We start from the raw sequence: 18,042 nt of genomic DNA on the forward strand, positions 1-18,042 counted from the left end.
GCCCGGCCGGGCGGGCCGCCCGGCCGGGGCGGGCGCCCGCCGCGTGCGGCCTAGAAGAAGCCCTGGGCGTCCTCGGAGTAGGAGACCAGCAGGTTCTTGGTCTGCTGGTAGTGGTCCAGCATCATCAGGTGGTTCTCGCGGCCGATGCCGGAGGACTTGTAGCCGCCGAAGGCGGAGTGGGCCGGGTAGTTGTGGTACTGGTTCACCCACACCCGCCCGGCCTCGATGTCCCGGCCGGCCCGGTAGGCGAGGTTGCCGCTGCGGGCCCACACGCCCGCACCGAGGCCGTAGAGGGTGTCGTTGGCGGTGCGGATCGCGTCGGCGTAGTCGGAGAACCGGGTGACGGACAGCACCGGGCCGAAGATCTCCTCCTGGAAGATGCGCATCGAGTTCTGGCCCTCGAACACCGTGGGGGACACGTAGAAGCCCTCGGCGAGGTCGCCGTCCAGGACGTTGCGCTCGCCGCCCACCAGGACCTTCGCGCCCTCCTGCTTGCCGATGTCGATGTAGGACAGGATCTTCTGCAGCTGGTCGTTGGAGGCCTGCGCGCCGACCTGCGTGTTGAGGTCCAGCGGGTTGCCCTGGACCATCTGCTGCACCCGCTCGACGCCGTCGCCCAGCAGCCGGTCGTAGATCCCCTCCTGGATCAGGGCGCGGGACGGGCAGGTGCAGACCTCGCCCTGGTTGAGGGCGAAGAACGCGAAGCCCTCGAGCGCCTTGTCGTAGAAGGAGTCCCGGGCGGCGGCGACGTCCTCGAAGAAGATGTTGGGGGACTTCCCGCCCAGCTCCAGGGTGACCGGGATGATGTTCTGCGAGGCGTACTGCATGATGAGCCGGCCGGTGGTCGTCTCGCCGGTGAACGCGATCTTGCGGATCCGCGGGCTGGAGGCCAGCGGCTTGCCCGCCTCCACGCCGAAGCCGTTGACCACGTTGACCACCCCGGGCGGGAGCAGGTCGGCGATCAGCTCCATGAGCACCATGATCGACGCCGGGGTCTGCTCGGCGGGCTTGAGGACCACGGCGTTGCCCGCCGCGAGGGCGGGGGCCAGCTTCCACACGCCCATGAGGATCGGGAAGTTCCAGGGGATGATCTGCCCCACCACCCCGAGCGGCTCGTGGAAGTGGTAGGAGGTGGTGTTGTCGTCCAGCTGGGAGAGCGTGCCCTCCTGGGCGCGGATCGCGCCGGCGAAGTAGCGGAAGTGGTCGATGGCCAGGGCGATGTCGGCGTTGATGGTCTCCCGGACCGGTTTGCCGTTGTCCCAGGTCTCGGCCACGGCGAGCATCTCCAGGTTCTGCTCCATCCGGTCGGCGATCCGGTGCAGCACCAGGGCCCGCTCCGCCACGGACGTCTTCCCCCAGGCGGGGGCGGCCGCCCAGGCGGCGTCGAGGGCGGCCTCGATGTCCTCGGCGGTGCCGCGGGCCACCTCGGTGAAGGGCTTGCCGTTGACCGGGGAGATGTTCTCGAAGTACTGGCCCTTGACGGGCGGCACCCACTCCCCGCCGATCCAGTGCTCGTAGCGGGGCTTGAAGGTGATCTTCGAGCCCTCGGTGCCCGGCTGCGCGTAGACGGTGGTGAGGGACTGCGTTTCAACGCTCATGGTGACTCGCTCCTTGTGCGGGACGGTGCGTCGGGCGGCGGCGGGCGGGCTGTGTCCGGCCGGTCCCGTGCCGCTGTGTGACGTGGCTCACGCTACGCAGGCGCACGTTGCACGCACGTTGCACGCCGCCCGCGCGTCCCGCGGTGCCGCCGGTGCCGGCGTGCCGCACGGCGGGCCCGGAGGTCAGTCGCGCAGCCGCTCGAGCTCGAGCACCGCCGGCCGGCGGGGAGCGGGCCGGCAGCAGGCGCAGCAGCAGGGCCCACGCCTCGGCGTCGTCGGCGGCCTCGGGCAGCTCCAGGTACTGCCGCACGGCCTCGGCGGAGCCGTCGGTGAGGACCGCCTCGCGCAGCAGCCCGGACAGCCGGTGGCGCAGTGCCACCACCGCCGGCGCCTCGGAGTGGGGCAGGAGCGCGCCGGTGTACTCCCGCAGCGCCCGCCGGTGGGAGCCGCGGTCGAGCAGCTCGAGCACCCGGCCGGCGTCCGAGGGCAGCGGGGCGCAGAGCCGGTAGGGGCGGGAGGCGATCACGGGCCCGCCCCGGGAGTCCAGCAGCCGCCGCAGGCGCAGCACCTCGGCCCGCACCGTGGCCTCCTGGGCGCGGCCGTCCCACAGCCTCGCCGAGAGCTCCGCGGTGCTCAGCCCCGCTCCGGCGCGGGAGAGCGCCAGCAGGATCTCGGCGTGGCGCTCGGTGAGCTCGAGGGCGCGGCCCGCCAGGACCAGGGCCGGCGGCGCGCCGCCGAGCACGCGCAGCCGGGCGCCGGGGCGGCGGGCGGTGCGGTGAGCGGAGGAACGAACGGCGCGGACGCCGGGGCGAGGACCGGGCCGCGGGCCGGCGGCTCGCGGCGCAGCGCCAGGGCCAGCTCCGCCCGCGCGGCGCGCACCGCCGCGCCGATCAGCGCGCGGGTGGCGGGGTCGGCGGCGGCGTCCCCGCCGGTGAGGTCCACGGCTCCCAGCAGCTCGCCGGTGAGCGGGTGCAGCAGCGGGGCCGCGGTGCAGGACCACGGCCGGGCCTCGGGGTAGAAGTGCTGCTCCCGGTGCACGGTGACGGGCCGGCGCAGCACCAGGGCCGTGCCCGGGGCGTTGGTCCCCACGGCGTGCTCGGACCAGTCGGCGCCCTCCAGGAAGCCCATGTCCTCCGCGCGCCGTCGGGTCTGTGCGCTGCCGCGGACCCGCAGCAGCACCCCGCCGGGGTCGGTGACCGCCACCACCAGGCCGGTGTCCTCGGCCAGGGGGGTGAGCAGCTCGTCCAGCACCGGCAGCAGGGCCCGCAGCGGGGCCCCGGCCTCCCGGAGGTCCGTGCGGTCCAGCACCACGCGCGGGGCGCAGCGCTCCGGTGCCGCCAGGTGGCTCAGTGACCGGGCCCAGGACAGCCGCAGCAGCGGGTCCGTCGTCGAGCCCTCCGCCGCTGCGCCCACGCGCCCTCCCCGTCTCCCGCCGTGACCCAGGTCTCGTGCCGGTGCCCAGCGTAGCCCGGGACGCGTCCACGAAGAACGAGGGGCGGGGAACTGGCGGAATGCGTCGGGCATTCCCCCGGTTCCCCGCCCCTCGGACGGGTCGGGACGGTCAGCGGACGGCGCCCGCCGCGACCGGCTCGGCGGTCCCCGCGGGCTCCGCGCCGTCGGCCGGGGCCTCGGGCACGAACGGGTCCCCGGTGCGCGGGGCGTCGTAGAGGGCCCGGTCGAGCAGGCCTTCGCGGCGGGCCACGATGGTGGGCACCAGGGCCTGGCCGGCCACGTTCAGCGCGGTGCGGCCCATGTCGATGATCGGGTCCACGGCCAGCAGGAGCCCCACGCCGTCGAGCGGCAGCCCCAGGGTCGACAGGGTCAGGGTGAGCATCACCGTGGCCCCGGTGGTGCCGGCGGTCGCCGCCGAGCCCAGCACGGAGACGAGGGCGATGAGCACGTAGTGGGTGACGTCGAGGTCGATCCCGTAGAACTGCGCGACGAACAGGGCGGCGATCGCCGGGTAGACCGCGGCGCAGCCGTCCATCTTCGTGGTGGCGCCCAGCGGCACGGCGAAGGACGCGTAGGCCCGGGGCACACCGAGGTTGCGCTCGGTGACGCGCTGGGTCAGGGGCATCGTGCCCACCGAGGAGCGGGAGACGAAGCCCAGCTGCACGGCCGGCCACACCCCGGAGAAGTACTGCCGGACGGACAGCCCGTGCGCCTTGACCAGCACCGGGTAGACCACGAAGGCGACGATCAGCAGGCCGGCGTAGACGGTGGCGACGAAGCTCAGCAGCCCGCCCATCGAGGTCCAGCCGTACTCGAACACGGCCCGGCCGATCAGGCCGAGGGTGCCCAGCGGGGCCAGGCGGATGATCCACCAGACGACCTTCTGCACCACGGCCAGCGCGGCGCGGATCACGGCCAACAACGGCTCGGCGGGCTCGCCCACCTTGAGGGCGGCGATGCCGACGGCGGCCGAGACCACGAGGACCTGCAGCACGTTGAAGCCCAGGGCGGTCTGCACGGTCTCCGGGTCCACCACGGAGGAGGAGACCTGCAGGCCCAGGAAGTTGGCGGGGACCAGGCCGGTGAGGAAGGCCAGCCACGAGCCCTGGGTCCCGGAGTACTGCTCGGCGGGGGCGGCGGCACCCGTGCCCGCACCGGGCTCGACGACGAGGCCGAGCACCAGCCCGACCGTCACCGCGATCAGGGCGGTGATGCCGAACCACAGCAGGGTCTTCCAGGCCAGGCGCGCGGCGTTGGAGACCTCCCGCAGGTTGGCGATCGAGGAGATCACCGCGGTCACGATGAGGGGGACCACGGCGGCCTTGAGCAGGCTCACGTAGCTCGTGCCGATGGTGTCCAGGGCGGTCATGAGCCAGTTCGGGTCCGTGTCGGGGTCGCCGCCGAGGCTGTCGGCGACGGTGCCCAGCACCACGCCCAGGAGGAGGGCGATCACGATCTGCGGCCCGAAGGAGGTCATCCACCGGGGCAGGCGTCGATTGCTTTCTGCGGAAATCATGTGCCCACGATAGGCCCGCGGAATATACAACACCGAATGACGATGAAGAAATGTGACGTCCTTATGACGGACCTCACAGGTCCAGGGCGTAGGCCAGCGTGTCCAGGCCCACGGAGCCGAGCCGGAGGGCCCGCGAGTGGAAGTCCTTGAGCCGGAACCCGGAGCCCGCGCCGGCCCGGGCGGACTCCCGGGCCTGCTCCCACAGCTGCTGGCCGACCTTGTACGAGGGGGCCTGTCCGGGCCAGCCCATGTAGCGCATCCACTCGAAGCGCAGCATGGGGTCCTGCATCACGATGTTCGATCGCAGGAACCGCCAGCCGTCCTCGGGGGTCCACACCTCACCGGCGCGGGCACCGCCCAGGGCGTCGCCGAGCTCCCGGGGAATGCGGTACCCGCAGTGGAACCCGACGTCGAAGACCACCCGGGCGGCGCGCAGCCGTTGCGCGTCGAGCATGCCCATCCGGTCCCCGGGGTCCTGGAGGTGGCCGAGCTCGTCCATCAGCCGCTCGGCGTACAGCGCCCACCCCTCCCCGTGGCCGGAGACCCACACGCCCATCCGCCGCCACCGGTTGAGCTCCCCGGAGTTGGCCAGCGCCGTGCCGAACTGCAGGTGGTGGCCCGGGACGCCCTCGTGGTAGACGGTGGTGGTCTGCTCCCACGTGGTGAACGTCCCGGTGCCCTCGGGCACCGACCACCACATGCGCCCCGGGCGGGAGAAGTCGGCGCTGGGCATCGAGTACCAGATGCCGCCGTCGTGGGTGGGCGCGATCCGGCACTCGAGCCGGCGCATCGGCCCGGTGATCTCGAAGTGGGTGCCCGCGAGCGCGTCCACGGCGGCGTCGGAGAGGTCCTGCATCCACGCCCGCAGGGCGTCGGTGCCGTGCAGCTGCCGGTCCGGGTCCGCGTCGAGGGCCGCCATGGCCTGGGCCGGGGTGGCCCCGGGGGCGATCCGCCGGGCGAGCGCCTCCTCCTCCGCCACGACCGTGCGCAGCTGCTCCACCCCCCACGCGTAGACCGTCGCCGGGTCCACCACGGCGCCGAGGAACTCCTGCAGGCGCAGGGTGTAGACGTCCGGGCCCACGGCGTCCGCGTGCGGGGCGTGCGCGGCGAGCTCCTCGCCCAGCACCCTAGCGAGGCGGCGGTAGGCGTGCCGTGCCTGCCCGGCCGCCTCGGCGAGCTCCCGGCGCATCCCCTCGGGCACGTGCGGACCGCCGGCGAGCCGGGCGAAGAAGCCCCGGTCGGCGGCGTAGCCCTCGCACTGGCGGGCGGCGTTGCGCAGCTGGACCACGGAGGCGCAGCGGCCCCGGGCGCGGGCCGCGCGCAGACCCGCCACGTAGGAGTCCACGGCCGCGGGCACGTTGCGCAGCCGCCCGGCGATGTGGGCCCAGTCCTCGGGGGTGCGCCGGGGCAGGTCGTCGAAGACGTCCCGGATCTCCTGCACGGGGGAGGAGATGTTGTTGACCTCCCCGCCCCGCAGGCCCTCCTCGTGCAGGAGCTGCTCCAGGCCCAGCCGCTCGCGCAGCGCGTGCACCGTCACCCGGTCGACGTCGTCGGCGGGGACCACGCCGGTCAGCTCCGCCAGCGTCTCGCGGACGGCCTCCGCCCGGGCCTCCAGGCCCTCGGGGCCGAAGTCGCGGTACTCGGTCTCGCGGCCGGGAAAGCCGTGCACGGTGGCCTGGGCCGGGTCCAGCTCCATGGCGCGCCCGAACCAGCGCTCGGCCACGGCGTCGACGGCCGTGGGCTCACGGTGCCCGGCGCCGAGCGGGGCCGGGCCGGCGGAGGACGGGGGGTCGGGCCGGAAAGTGCTCATGCACGCCACAGTAGCGCCGGGGGCCGGACGGTCCGGGCAGCCGCCGGCCGGGACGGGGCGCACCGCCGGGGGCGCACGCCGCAGGCCTGCCGCCGGGCATCACTTCCGGGGCCGACTCCTCGGGATCATCCCTCCGGCCTCACTCCTCCGGCTTGCTCCGCCGCCACGCGCCGCGGCCAGGGCGCAGGCGCAGCCCCAGCCGCATCCGGCGGAACTGGTCCCGGCGGCCCGGGGAGCTCGCGGCGGAGGACCCGCTCCCGGTGCCGCGGGCGAGCAGCACCGCCGTGACGGCGGCGACCTCCTCCGGGGTCGGGTTGCCGGCCACGAAGCGCAGCGCCGGGGCGCCCTGCACGGGCTCGGGGGCGCTCACAGCGGGATGTTCCCGTGCTTCTTGGCGGGCATCGTCGCGCGCTTGTCGCGCAGCGCCCGCAGGGCCTTGAGCACCTGGACCCGGGTCTCGGAGGGGGAGATCACCGCGTCCACGTAGCCGAGCTCGGCCGCCTGGTAGGGGTTGAGCAGGCTCTCCTCGTACTTCTGCACCAGTTCGGCGCGCAGCGCCTCGACGTCCTCGCCGCTGTCCGCCGCGGCCTTGAGATCGCGGCGGTAGAGGATCTCCACGGCGCCCTGGGCGCCCATCACGCCGATCTGCGCGGTGGGCCAGGCCAGGTTGACGTCCGCCCCGAGCTTCTTGGAGCCCATCACGATGTACGCCCCGCCGTAGGCCTTGCGGGTGATCAGCGTGACCAGCGGGACGGTCGCCTCGGCGTAGGCGTAGAGCAGCTTCGCGCCGCGGCGGATGATCCCGTTGAACTCCTGGTCGGTGCCCGGCAGGAAGCCGGGCACGTCCACCAGGGTGAGGATCGGGACGTTGAACGCGTCGCAGTGCCGGACGAACCGGGCGGCCTTCTCGGAGGCGGCGATGTCCAGGGTGCCCGCGAACTGCAGGGGCTGGTTGGCCACGATGCCCACCGTGTGCCCCTCGACCCGGGCGTAGCCGATCATCACGTTGGGGGCGTAGAGCGCCTGCATCTCCAGGAAGTGACCGTCGTCCACGACGGCCTCGATCACCGTGCGCATGTCGTAGGGCTGATTGGCGGAGTCCGGGACCAGGGTGTCCAGCGCGGCGTCGAGGTCGGTGGCCTCGTCCTCCTGGTCGTGGTCCAGCAGGGGAGCCTCCTGCAGGTTGTTGGCCGGCAGGAACTCGAGCAGCTCGTGCACGAAGTCGAAGGCGTCCTGCTCGTCGTCGGCGAGGTAGGTGGCCGTGCCCGTGGTCGTGTTGTGCTGGCGGGCCCCGCCGAGGGTCTCCATGTCCACCGACTCGCCCGTGACCGTCCGGATCACGTCGGGGCCGGTGATGAACATGTGCGAGGTCTTGTCGACCATCACGATGTAGTCGGTCAGGGCCGGGGAGTAGGCGGCGCCGCCGGCGCACGGGCCCATGATCAGGGAGATCTGCGGGACCACGCCGGAGGAGCGCACGTTCATGTTGAAGATGTCCGCGAACATGGCCAGGGACGCCACGCCCTCCTGGATCCGCGCCCCGCCGCCGTCGTTGATGCCGATCACCGGGCAGCCGTTGCGCAGCGCGAACTTCTGCACCTTGACGATCTTCTCGCCGTTGACCTGGGACAGGGACCCGCCGAAGACCGCGAAGTCCTGGGAGTAGACGGCCACCAGGCGCCCGTCCACCGTGCCGTAGCCGCTGACCACACCGTCCCCGGGCAGCTTCTTGGCGTCCATGCCGAAGGCCGTGGAGCGGTGGGTGGCCAGCGCGTCGAACTCCACGAAGGAGCCCTCGTCGAGGAGCAGCTCGACGCGCTCGCGGGCGGTGTTCTTGCCCCGGGCGTGCTGCTTGTCGATCGCCGCCTGCCCCGCGGGGGCCTCGGAGCGGGCCCGGCGGTCGTGGAAGTCGGCGATCTTGCCGGCGGTGGTCGTCAGGTCGTGGATCACAAGCACCTCGTGGTCTGGTACGCGGCCGAGCCGGCGGGCCGAGCGGCCCGGGCGGGGCGGCCAGGGGACCTGCTCACTCTAGTCCGCGGCCGGGGCGCCCCCTGTTGTAGGAGTCCTACAAAATCCGGTGCGGGGCGCCGGGTCCTCAGCCCACGCGGCCGAGGACCACCTTCCAGGGCCGGACGGTCCGCTCGGTGACCACCCCGTGGCGCACCAGCGGGTCCTCGTCGGTGAGCCGCTCGACCGCGGCCGCGTCCTCGGCGGCGAACACCAGCAGCGCCCCGGCCGGGCCCTCGTCGTCGTACGGCCCGGACGCCAGGAGGTGGCCCTGCGCCACCAGGCCGCCGAGGTACTCCCGGTGCTCGGGCCGGCGGGCGGCCAGGACGTCGGCCGGGCCGCCGTAGACGTAGGTGACGGCGAACGTCGTGGGGTTCTCGGCTGCGCTCACGATGACTCCTGCGGGACGTGCCGCGGCCCTCCGCCACCGGGCGGGGAAGCGCCCAGGCGGCTCCCGGGGAACGCGGCTATTAGTGTGGACGGAACCCGACACTACGCGGAGCGCGTCCGGGCGCACAGCACCGGCCCGCCCGCGTCGCCGGAGACCACCGACCCGAGGAGCGCCGTGCCCGACCCCCTTGCCGCCGACCTGCGCGACCCCGCCGTGCTCGCCGCCCTGGAGGCCCTGGGCGCCGGGCGGATCGACGTCCTCGACGAGGTCGGCTCCACCAACGAGCAGCTGACGGCGGCCGTCCTCCGGCAGGCCCGCGGAGCGGCCCCCGCCCGGCCCTGGACGGACCTGTCCCTCCTGCTGACCGGCCACCAGAGCGCCGGGCGCGGCCGGCTGGACCGGGTGTGGACCACCGAGCCCGGCACCGCCCTGACCTTCAGCGTCCTGCTGCGCCCGGCCGGCGCGGGCGGACGGCCGCTGCCCACCCAGCACTTCCCGTGGCTGACCCTGCTGATGGCCGCGGCCGTGGTGGAGGCCCTGGCGGGCGTGGCGGGCGCCGGGGCGCGGATCAAGTGGCCCAACGACGTGCTCGTCGACGGGCGCAAGGTCGCGGGCCTGCTGGCGGGTCTCGTCCTGGACCCGCACCGGGCCCCGGCCGTGGTCCTGGGCACCGGGATCAACGTCTCCCAGGAGGAGCTGCCCGTGGCCACGGCCACGTCCGTGCGCCGGGCCACCGGCCGGGACGTGGCGCGCGCGGCCGTCCTCGAGGCCGTGCTGGGCGCGTTCGTGCCCCGCTACCGGCAGTTCTGCGCGGACCCGGCCGCCGCCACGGGACCCGGCGGACCGCTGCGCCGCCTGGTCGAGGACCGGATGGAGACCCTCGGGCGCTCGGTGCGCGCCGAGCTGCCCGGCGGCGCGGAGCCCGTCACGGGCACCGCCGTGGGCCTCGGCGCCCACGGCGGGCTGCTGCTGCGCGACGACGCCGGCACGGAGCACGAGGTGACCGCCGGCGACGTCGTGCACCTGCGCCCGGCCGCCCCGGGGAAGGCCTGACCGTGCCCGCCCGGCCCGCCCTGCAGTCCGGCGAGCGGGTGCTCGTCGCCACCCGTGCCCACGGTGCGCGGCTGCTGCGCCCCCTCCTGGTGCTGCTGCTCGTCGTGTTCGCGCTCTCGCTGGCCCAGCGGGCCCTCGAACTGCGCTGGCGCCCCGTGGCCGAGCCCTGGATCACGGTGCACGGCGCACTGGACGTCCTCCTGCTGGTGGCCGCGGCCGCCGGGCTGCTGCGCTGGTGCGTGCGCCCGCTGCTGCGCTGGTGGCGCACGCGCTACGTGCTCACCACCCGCCACCTCGTGCTGGTGCGCCCGGGCGGGCCCCGGCGGGACGTGGCCCTGCCGCTGGCGCAGCTGCGCCGGGCCGTCGTGGAGCGCCCCCGGGGCCCGTCGCTGGGCCGGCGCGACGGGCGCGTCGTGGCCGACTTCGGCCCCCTCTGCGGGCTGCGCCTGGAGCACGCCCCGGAGGCCGACCGGCTGGCCGAGCTCATCCGGCGGGCCGCGGACGAGCAGCGCACGGGCGGCTCCGGCGGGGGCGCGGGGGACCGGCGTCCCACTAGAGTGGGGCAGGACGCGGTCGTGGCACCACGCCCGGACCCGTCCGTCCTTGCGCGCCGACCGTGGGGCCGGCGGACCGTCCCCCAGGAACAGGAGTGACGCGTGGCCAACGAGGACCCGGAGGACCGGGGCGAGCCGGCGCTCGGCCCCCAGACGGAGCAGCTGAACCTCAACCTGCACAATCCGGTGCAGGCCAACCTCTACCGCTCGGACGAGTCCAAGGCGGCCGTCCAGGCCCTGGAGCGCACCCTCCTGGGCTCCGAGCGCGTCCTGCGCCGCCGCGAGGCCGCGCGCCGGGGCGGGCTGTCCCTGCTGTCCTCGCGGAAGGTGTGGCGGGCCCTGGGCTTCCCGAACCTCACCGACGACGACGTGTGGTTCACCGAGCAGGACTCCGAGGCGCTGCGGGTGCTCTCCACCATGGTGCTCGAGGAGCAGGTCACCGAGGAGGCGGCCCTGTCCCTGGTGCGCTCGATCGGGCAGATGACCGATCGCATGGTCGTGTGGCAGGTCGAGGCCCTGGTCGAGGACATGGTGGTGCACGGCGGCATGACCGACGCCGCCGCGCGCCGGGAGCTGCTGCACCTGCTCCCGGACCTCATCGACGCGATCGAGAACCTGCTCGTCTACTCGTGGCGGCGCCAGATGAACGCCGCCGTGCAGCGGCTGGCGATGCGCGTGGAGCGCCCGGACGGCTCCACCGCCACCGGCACGATCGACGAGGACGGGCCCTCCTCCATCCTCCCGCTCGCGCGCGGGGTCGGCTTCGCCGACCTCGTCTCCTACACCTCCCTGTCCCGGCAGATGAACGAGCGCACCCTGGCCAACCTCGTGCAGCGCTTCGAGCAGCGCTGCGCCGAGGTGATCGCGGTGGGCGGGGGCCGGCTGATCAAGACCATCGGGGACGAGGTCATGTTCCTGGCCGAGACCCCGCAGGGCGGGGCGCAGATCTCCCTGGCGCTCTCGCGCGCCATCCGCGACGACCCCGAGCTCCCGCAGGCCCGGGTGGCCTTCGTCTGGGGCCGGGTGCTGCCGCGGCTGGGCGACATCTACGGGCCCACGGTGAACCTGGCCTCCCGGCTCGTGGCCCTCACCGAACCGGGCTCCGTGCTCGTGGACGCCTCGACCGCCGCCGTGCTCTCCGGCGACGACCGGTTCATCCTCCTCCCGCAGTCCACGCGCAACGTCCGGGGCTTCGGCGACGTCCAGCCCGTCGCGCTCGCCCAGGGCGCCGGACCCGGGCTGGAGGTCGACTTCGAATGAGCGCACCCCTCGTCATCCGGGCCGGGGCGGCCACCGACCGCGGTCTGCGCCGGGAGTCCAACGAGGACGCCCTGGTGGTCACCGCCACGATGTGCGCCGTGGCGGACGGGATGGGCGGGCACGAGGCCGGTGAGGTCGCGAGCGCCCTGTGCGTGCGCACGCTCGGTGCCTCCCCGCTGTTCCGGCTGGAGGACTTCCGGGATTTCGCGGTGTCGGAGCCGGACCCACCCCTGGACATCGCCCGGTTCCGCGCCACCGTGGAGCGGGAGCTGCGGCTGGACCCGGAGATCCCCGACGACGCGATCGAGGCCGTGCGGCGGGTGCGCTCGGTGCTGTGGCAGGCGGACCAGCACATCCAGAGCGCGTGCGAGGGCCGGGCCGGGACCACGGTGACCGGGGTGTGGCTGGCGCAGCTGGACGGGCGGATGTTCTGGCTCGTCTTCAACACGGGCGACTCCCGCACCTACCGGCTGCTGCCGCCCCCGGACGGGACGGGCCAGGGCGACGGCACCCCGGGGCTGGCGCAGCTCACCGTGGACCACTCCGAGGTGCAGTACCTCGTCTCGATCGGCCAGCTGACCTCCGCCCAGGCCCTGGTGCACCCGCGGCGCAACGTGATCACCCGGGCCCTGGGCACCGGCCAGGTGTGGGAGCCGGACGTGTGGGTGCTGCCCGCGCAGCCGGGGGAGCGGCTGATGCTGTGCTCGGACGGACTGACCAACGAGCTCAGCCCCGCCCACATGGCCCGGGTGCTCGGCTCGGTGCCGCACCCCAAGGAGGCCGCCGACGTCCTGCTGCAGGCCGCGCTGCGGACCGGCGGGCGGGACAACGTCACCGTCATCGTCGCCGACGCGGTGTCCCTGGAGGAGTACGCCGCCTGGGTCTGAGCGCCCCCGACCGCTGAGCGGCGCCGACCGCTGAACGGCGCCGACCGCTGAGCGCCGCGGAGGGTGCCGCGTCCCAGGCGCCGGCCCGGCAGGTCCCCGGCGCATCCCCGGAAGTGGGGGCGATCACGAACCGTCACACCGGCGCACCGGACCGCGACGACTCTTTACATTGGGGAACATGGTCGTCTCCCGCCGTTCCCTCGTCCGCTCCGGGGCGCTGCTGGCCGTCTCCGCGGCGCTGGGGGGCGCACTGGTCCGGCCGGGAGCGCAGGGCCCCGGCTTCGTGCTATGGGGCTCGTCCTCGGCCGCCGGCGGGCTCCACCGCGAGCACCCGCCCGGCTACGCCCCGGTGCGGATCGACGCCCTCCTGTCGCGGCTGCTGGGCGTGCCGGGCACCTGCCGGGCCGTGGGCGGGGACCGGTCCTGGCACACCCTGGCGATGCGCAGCTACGACCACCCCTACCGCCCCGGCCTCGGCGCCGAGGGCTGGCTGCTGCCGGTCCAGGGGCAGGTGGTCGTCCCCACCGCGGACGGGCGGGCGCCCCGCGCGGCGCTCCCGCTGCCCGGAACGGTCGCCGGGGTCGCCTGCTCGATCCGGGCGGCGCCGGGCCGGGAGGGCGCGGTGGTCCTGCGGCGGCACGTGCCCGGGCCCGCGGTCGAGCTCGGGACCGGCCCCCGCAGCTGGTGGCACACCGACCTGGAGGACCGCCACCGCGGCCAGGTCCACCTCTTCTGGACGGGCAAGAACAACATCGAGGACCCCGGACGGGTGCTCGCCGACACCCGGGCGGCCTGGGCGGTGGAGCCGGCGCGGTCGGTGGTGATGGGCACTGGCACACCTACGGGGACCGCCGCGGCACGGCCGGCTGGGAGCAGGTGCGCACCGTCAACGCCGCCTACCGGGCGGAGTACGGGCCGGCCTACCACGAGACGATGGCGGACCTGCGCGACCCGCGGCTGTGGGCGCTGCCCGCGCTGCGCCCCTACCGGATCGGAGACTCGGCCGAGGACCGGCGGTGGCTGGCCCTGGGCCTGCCGCCGCGCTCCGTGGTCGGCAGCGACCGGAAGCACCTCAACGCCCTGGGCAACACGCTCGTGGCCCACGGCCTGCACCGCCACCTCACCGGAGCGGCAGGACTCGTCTGAGCCGCCGCTCCGCGTCGTTGTTCCGGGCCGCCGTTCCCGAACCGTGACGGAGGACCCCTTGCCCGCCGGGGGGACGCGGCCTAACCTACAACCAAATGGTTGTAGAACGTGAGCTGACGGACGACGAGATCGACCGCCTCTTCCAGGCCCTGGCGGACGCCACCCGGCGGGACATCGTGACGCGGGTGCTGCGGCAGGAGCAGTCGGTCTCGGCCCTGGCGGGGCACTACGCGATGAGCTTCGCCGCGGTGCAGAAGCACGTGGCGGTGCTCGAGAGGGCCTCGCTGGTCACCAAGCAGCGGCGCGGCCGCGAACAGGTGGTGCACGCCGCGCCGGACACCCTCCGCCGGGCGGCCCGGCTGCTGGAGTCCTACGAGGAGCTCTGGCGCGGGCGCGCACGCCGCATCGACGACCTCCTCGCCGAGGAGGTGCCTCCCGGGGACCGGGGGGCCGAGTAGGAAGGAACCAGGACATGCCGGTCATCGATGTGCACAAGGACGTGGAGGCGCTGGCCCTCACCTTCGTGGCCGAGTTCGACGCGAGCGTCGAGCAGGTCTGGCAGGTGTGGGAGGACCCGCGCCGGCTCGAGCGCTGGTGGGGGCCGCCCGAGTGGCCCGCCACCTTCGTCGAGCACGAGCTGCGGGAGGGCGGGCGGTGCCGGTACTACATGACCGGCCCCGACGGCGAGAAGGCCGCCGGCTGGTGGACGGTCACCGCCGTGGACGCCCCGCGCCGGCTCGAGTTCGACGACGGCTTCGCCGACGAGCACGGCGAGCCCGACCCGGCCATGGGCACCACCCACGCGGTCGTCACGCTCGAGGACGTCGGCGGGCGCACCCGCATGACCACGCGCTCCACCTTCGAGAGCGCCGGGCAGCTCGAGCAGATGCTGGCCATGGGCATGGAGGAGGGCATGCGTCAGGCGATGGGCCAGATCGACGACGTCCTCGCCGGGCGGCGCGGACCGGGAGCGAGGCGCCCCGCGGCTGAGCCCCGTCCGCGGCCGGACGGCGCGACGACGCCGCCCGGGACTCCCGGGCGGCGTCGTCGCGCCGTGGCCGTGGCCGTGACGGTGGACAGGGACAGCGACAGGAACGGGTCGCGGGCGCCCGGCTCAGCCCTGCTGCGCCGCCTCGGCGGCGGGTGCCGGACTCCCGGCCCCCGCCGTCTCCGCCGCCGCGTCCGCCGGGGAGCGGTCCTCCGGGGCCCGGGCCGCCGGGTCCTCGGCGGACCCGGCGGCCGCGGCCCGCTTGGCCGCGACCTTCCGCGGCTTGAGCTCGAGCCGGCGCTCGTGCTTGCGCTCGGTCCGCCGCTCCGCCTGCTTCTCCGCGCGGCGCTCCTTCCGCCGCTCCTCCTTGGCCTCCTCGGCCGTCCTCTCGCCCTCGGGCCCGGTCCCGGCGGTGGCGGGCTCCCGGCGCGGGCCCCGCTCCTTGACGGGGGCGTCGCCCGAGGCGCGCATCCGGCGGTAGTGCTCGGCCGCCTCCTCCTGGCGCCGCGCCTCGATCCCCGTGGCGATCTCGGCCCGCAGGTGCTCCGGGGCGAGCTCGAACGCGGCCACGAGGTCGAGCGCGTGGGGGCGCAGCCGGGCCAGCAGGCGGTCGATGTACTCGTCGAGGCTGCGCCCGCGCCGCATGGACAGCCGGCCGTAGGAGAGGTACCAGGCGAGGTTCTTCTCGATCAGCCGCAGCCCGAACACGTCGCGCAGCCAGGTCAGCACCGTGCGGGTGCCCGGGTCCTCGACCTGGGCCAGCCCCCGGGTGAAGGCCTCCCACTGCAGCAGCTCCGCGTGCGCACGGGCCGTGGCGATGATCCGGTGCTGGTTCTCGTTGAACAGCGCCGCGGCCTCCGCGCGGGGCAGCTTGGCGCTGGGCCGCAGGTTCTCCGCGATCTCGGCGACCATGGTCTCCACCCGGTCGGTCAGCAGCGCGTGCTGGGCGGACTCCTCCCGCAGGGCGTTGACCGAGCGGCGCACGTCGCCGGTGTCGCGGAAAGCCTGCCCCAGCTTGCGCAGGCCCGAGCGGTGGAAGGTGGCCTCGGTGGCCCGGCCGGCCACGTAGCGGGCCATCACGCCCACGTCCACCTGCTTGAACTCGTCCGCCCAGTCGGAGAGCAGCCGCTTGGCCACGAGCTGGAGCAGCACCGTGTTGTCGCCCTCGAACGTCGCGTAGATGTCGAGGTCGTGCCGCAGGGAGGTCAGCCGGTTCTTCGTCAGGAAGCCCGCCCCGCCGCAGGCCTCGCGGCACTCCTGCACGGTCTCGAGGGCGCTCCACGTGGACAGCGCCTTGAGCGCCGCGGCGAGGGTCTCGAGGTCCTGGCGGTTCTCGTCGGTGTCCTCCCGCCCGGAGAACACGGCGTCGTACTTGTCCAGCAGCTCCTGGTGGGCGAAGTTCATGGCGTAGGTCTCGGCGAGGCGGGGCAGCAGCCGGCGCTGGTGCTGCTGGTAGTCCAGCAGCACCTCCTCCTGGACGTCGGAGGAGGCGTTGAACTGGCGCCGCTCGCTGCCGTAGCGCACCGCGATGGTCAGCGCGGCCTTGTTCGCCAGCACCGCGGCCCCGTCCAGCGAGACCCGGCCCTGCACCAGGGTGCCGATCATCGTGAAGAACCGGCGCCCCGGGCTCGCGATCGGCGAGCTGTAGGAGCCGTCGGCGGCCACGTGGCCGTACTTGTCGAGCAGGTGGGTGCGCGGGACCCGGACCCGGGTGAAGTGCAGCCGGCCGTTGTCGATGCCGTTGAGCCCGCCCTTGTGGCCGTCGTCCTCGCCGCCGACGCCCGGCAGGAAGCGGCCGTCCTCGTCGCGGATGTCCACATAGAAGGCGTGCACCCCGTGGTTGACGCCCAGCGTCACCAGCTGCGCGAACACCACGGCGGCGCGCCCGTGCACGGCGGCGTTGCGAGGTAGTCCTTCCACGCGGCCTTGAAGGGCGTGTGGATCTCGAACTCCTCGGTGGCCGGGTCGTAGGTCGCGGTGGTGCCGATCGAGGCGACGTCGGAGCCGTGGCCGATCTCGGTCATCGCGAAGACCCCCGGGGTCCGCAGGTCGCGGATGTCCGCGAGCCACCGGCGGTGGTGCTCCTCGGTGCCGAGGTTCAGCACGGCGGAGCCGAACAGGCCCCACTGCACCCCGGCCTTGATCTGCATCGAGGGGTCGCCGAGCAGCAGCTCCTCGAAGCCGGAGACGTTGCCGCCGGGGTCGTTGTGCCCGCCGTACTCCTCCGGCAGCCCGCGGCTCATCGCGCCCTGCTCGACCAGCAGGTGCAGCTGGCCCAGCACGCGCTCGCGGTGCTCCTGGTAGGTGAGGTTCTCCTGCTGGTGCAGCCGCTCGTCCAGCAGCATCCGGCGGGTCTGCCGCCGGATGCCGGCCCAGCGCCCGAGCAGGACCTCGCCCAGGGCGGCGACGTCCACGGCGGGTGCCGGGTGGTCGGTGCGGTCGGTGTCGGCGGGTCGGTCGACGGTGGTGGTCATGCTCGCTCCTGTCGTGGGTGACCGGCGGTGGCCGGTGCGGTCACGGGGTGGTGGGGCCGGCCGGGGTCCGCCCGGCCCGGGACGGTGGTCAGGTGGAGGGCGGCTCGGGCACGGGCGCCCCGGGCGGGCGCAGGCCGTCGACGGCCCAGCCCACGATCAGCTCGGTCATCCGCTCGCGGGACAGGCGCTCCGTCCCGGCGGGAGTGCTCATCCAGGCCTCCCCGGCGCCGCGGACCATGCCGATCGTGGACGCCGCCCAGTAGCCGAGCACCGGTTCCGCCAGGCGCTGGGCGGCCGGGGAGTGGCGCACGTGCGCCTGCGCCAGCAGGGCGGTGACGGACTCCACGAACTCCTGGATGCCGTAGCGCTCCCCGCCGGACTCCGCCGGGGCCTCGTCCGCGCCGGAGGGCTCGCCGCAGGCCCGTTCGCCGCGGCCGCGCTCGGCGCGGTGCCGCTCGTGGCGGGCGCGCCCGGTCTCGGGGGGCAGGGCGACGACGAAGCGGTAGACGGGGGCGGAGCGCTCGATGCTGAGCAGGTACTCCGCCACCATCGCCTCGACCGTGTCCTCGAAGCTGCCGGCCGCGCGGGCCGCCTCCTCGAGCCGGTCGCGCATCCGGGCCACCGTGTACTCGCCGACGGCCCGCTGAAGCCCGGCCTTGTCCCCGAAGTACCGGTAGTACACGGACTTGGAGGTCTTGCAGGCGGAGGCGATCTCCTCCATGGAGGCCTGTGCGCCGAGCTCGTCCACGGCGCTGCGGGCCGTGCGGATCAGCTCGATCCGGCGCTGGGCGCGGTGGCGGGCCCAGCGGGAGGAGCGTCCGTCCACGGCCGGGGCCGGCTCCGGCGCGGGACCCTCCGGGGCGGGTTCGGGTGTGTCGACGTGTTTCACGATACCCAGGGTATCAG

General features: G+C 74.5%; 15 protein-coding genes and 2 pseudogenes. 7 read left to right on the forward strand and 10 right to left on the reverse strand.

Annotated features, from left to right (window positions below; all coding sequences use genetic code 11):
• Positions 1-50: 50 nt before the first annotated feature.
• From BJF77_RS18050 to BJF77_RS18085, 8 genes are all read right to left on the reverse strand, one after another.
• On the reverse strand, positions 51-1,598 hold the full coding sequence (locus BJF77_RS18050) for an aldehyde dehydrogenase family protein (protein ID WP_075873038.1): 1,548 nt from the start codon (positions 1,596-1,598) through the stop codon (positions 51-53).
• Positions 1,588-2,340, reverse strand: a complete 753-nt coding sequence (locus BJF77_RS18055) for a hypothetical protein (RefSeq protein ID WP_075873039.1) — start codon at positions 2,338-2,340, stop codon at positions 1,588-1,590. Before BJF77_RS18055 ends, BJF77_RS18050 begins: the two co-directional genes overlap by 11 nt.
• On the reverse strand, positions 2,232-3,011 hold the full coding sequence (locus BJF77_RS18060; protein ID WP_075873040.1) for a GAF domain-containing protein: 780 nt from the start codon (positions 3,009-3,011) through the stop codon (positions 2,232-2,234). Before BJF77_RS18060 ends, BJF77_RS18055 begins: the two co-directional genes overlap by 109 nt.
• Before the next feature lie 148 nt (positions 3,012-3,159).
• Entirely contained in the window at positions 3,160-4,566 is a 1,407-nt protein-coding gene (locus tag BJF77_RS18065; protein WP_075873041.1) for a dicarboxylate/amino acid:cation symporter, read from the reverse strand.
• Positions 4,567-4,639: 73 nt separating this feature from the next.
• Positions 4,640-6,376 carry a DUF885 domain-containing protein gene (locus tag BJF77_RS18070; protein WP_083665250.1) on the reverse strand — a complete coding sequence of 579 codons (1,737 nt, stop codon included), beginning with the start codon at positions 6,374-6,376 and terminating at the stop codon, positions 4,640-4,642.
• Between the two features lie 139 nt (positions 6,377-6,515).
• The gene (locus tag BJF77_RS18075) at positions 6,516-6,746 is read right to left on the reverse strand and encodes an acyl-CoA carboxylase subunit epsilon (RefSeq protein ID WP_047801692.1); all 231 of its coding nucleotides are present in this window, start codon (positions 6,744-6,746) and stop codon (positions 6,516-6,518) included.
• Entirely contained in the window at positions 6,743-8,326 is a 1,584-nt protein-coding gene (locus tag BJF77_RS18080) for an acyl-CoA carboxylase subunit beta (protein ID WP_075873042.1), read from the reverse strand. The genes BJF77_RS18075 and BJF77_RS18080 overlap by 4 nt, the downstream gene beginning before the upstream one ends.
• Before the next feature lie 145 nt (positions 8,327-8,471).
• Positions 8,472-8,774 (reverse strand): YciI family protein, encoded by a 303-nt coding sequence (locus tag BJF77_RS18085; RefSeq protein WP_047801690.1) that lies wholly within the window; start codon positions 8,772-8,774, stop codon positions 8,472-8,474.
• 174 nt (positions 8,775-8,948) lie between these two features.
• Here BJF77_RS18085 and BJF77_RS18090 point away from each other — a divergent pair, with 174 nt between their 5' ends.
• The 7 genes and pseudogenes from BJF77_RS18090 to BJF77_RS18125 form a co-directional block, all read left to right on the forward strand.
• Entirely contained in the window at positions 8,949-9,827 is an 879-nt protein-coding gene (locus BJF77_RS18090; protein ID WP_075873043.1) for a biotin--[acetyl-CoA-carboxylase] ligase, read from the forward strand.
• 2 nt (positions 9,828-9,829) lie between these two features.
• On the forward strand, positions 9,830-10,480 hold the full coding sequence (locus tag BJF77_RS18095) for a hypothetical protein (protein ID WP_075873044.1): 651 nt from the start codon (positions 9,830-9,832) through the stop codon (positions 10,478-10,480).
• Positions 10,481-10,483: 3 nt separating this feature from the next.
• Positions 10,484-11,641 carry an adenylate/guanylate cyclase domain-containing protein gene (locus tag BJF77_RS18100; RefSeq protein ID WP_047801688.1) on the forward strand — a complete coding sequence of 386 codons (1,158 nt, stop codon included), beginning with the start codon at positions 10,484-10,486 and terminating at the stop codon, positions 11,639-11,641.
• On the forward strand, positions 11,638-12,528 hold the full coding sequence (locus BJF77_RS18105; RefSeq protein ID WP_075873045.1) for a PP2C family serine/threonine-protein phosphatase: 891 nt from the start codon (positions 11,638-11,640) through the stop codon (positions 12,526-12,528). The genes BJF77_RS18100 and BJF77_RS18105 overlap by 4 nt, the downstream gene beginning before the upstream one ends.
• An 876-nt stretch (positions 12,529-13,404) precedes the next feature.
• Positions 13,405-13,674 carry a hypothetical protein gene (locus tag BJF77_RS20310; protein ID WP_075873047.1) on the forward strand — a complete coding sequence of 90 codons (270 nt, stop codon included), beginning with the start codon at positions 13,405-13,407 and terminating at the stop codon, positions 13,672-13,674.
• A gap of 95 nt (positions 13,675-13,769) precedes the next feature.
• Complete coding sequence (locus tag BJF77_RS18120; RefSeq protein ID WP_047801685.1) at positions 13,770-14,132, forward strand: metalloregulator ArsR/SmtB family transcription factor; 363 nt, start codon at positions 13,770-13,772, stop codon at positions 14,130-14,132.
• Between the two features lie 14 nt (positions 14,133-14,146).
• Positions 14,147-14,626 (forward strand): annotated as a pseudogene (locus BJF77_RS18125) (SRPBCC domain-containing protein); the annotation flags it as partial.
• 162 nt (positions 14,627-14,788) lie between these two features.
• On the opposite strand, the pseudogene BJF77_RS18130 reads toward BJF77_RS18125, so the two are convergent.
• Both BJF77_RS18130 and BJF77_RS18140 read right to left on the reverse strand, forming a co-directional pair.
• Positions 14,789-17,136: pseudogene (locus BJF77_RS18130) on the reverse strand (acyl-CoA dehydrogenase).
• Positions 17,137-17,224: 88 nt separating this feature from the next.
• Positions 17,225-18,025 carry a TetR/AcrR family transcriptional regulator gene (locus BJF77_RS18140; protein WP_075873050.1) on the reverse strand — a complete coding sequence of 267 codons (801 nt, stop codon included), beginning with the start codon at positions 18,023-18,025 and terminating at the stop codon, positions 17,225-17,227.
• Positions 18,026-18,042 lie beyond the last annotated feature (17 nt).

This window comes from Kocuria sp. CNJ-770 (genome assembly GCF_001942375.1).
Taxonomy (GTDB): Bacteria; Actinomycetota; Actinomycetes; order Actinomycetales; family Micrococcaceae; genus Kocuria; species Kocuria oceani.

Bases quoted from the DNA above. Each gene is read 5' to 3' on its own strand.
- BJF77_RS18105 (WP_075873045.1), top strand. From the start codon at position 11,638: ATGAGCGCACCCCTCGTCATCCGGGCCGGGGCGGCCACCGACCGCGGT.
- BJF77_RS18070 (WP_083665250.1), bottom strand. From the start codon at position 6,376: ATGAGCACTTTCCGGCCCGACCCCCCGTCCTCCGCCGGCCCGGCCCCG.
- BJF77_RS18120 (WP_047801685.1), top strand. From the start codon at position 13,770: ATGGTTGTAGAACGTGAGCTGACGGACGACGAGATCGACCGCCTCTTC.
- BJF77_RS18065 (WP_075873041.1), bottom strand. From the start codon at position 4,566: ATGATTTCCGCAGAAAGCAATCGACGCCTGCCCCGGTGGATGACCTCC.
- BJF77_RS18050 (WP_075873038.1), bottom strand. From the start codon at position 1,598: ATGAGCGTTGAAACGCAGTCCCTCACCACCGTCTACGCGCAGCCGGGC.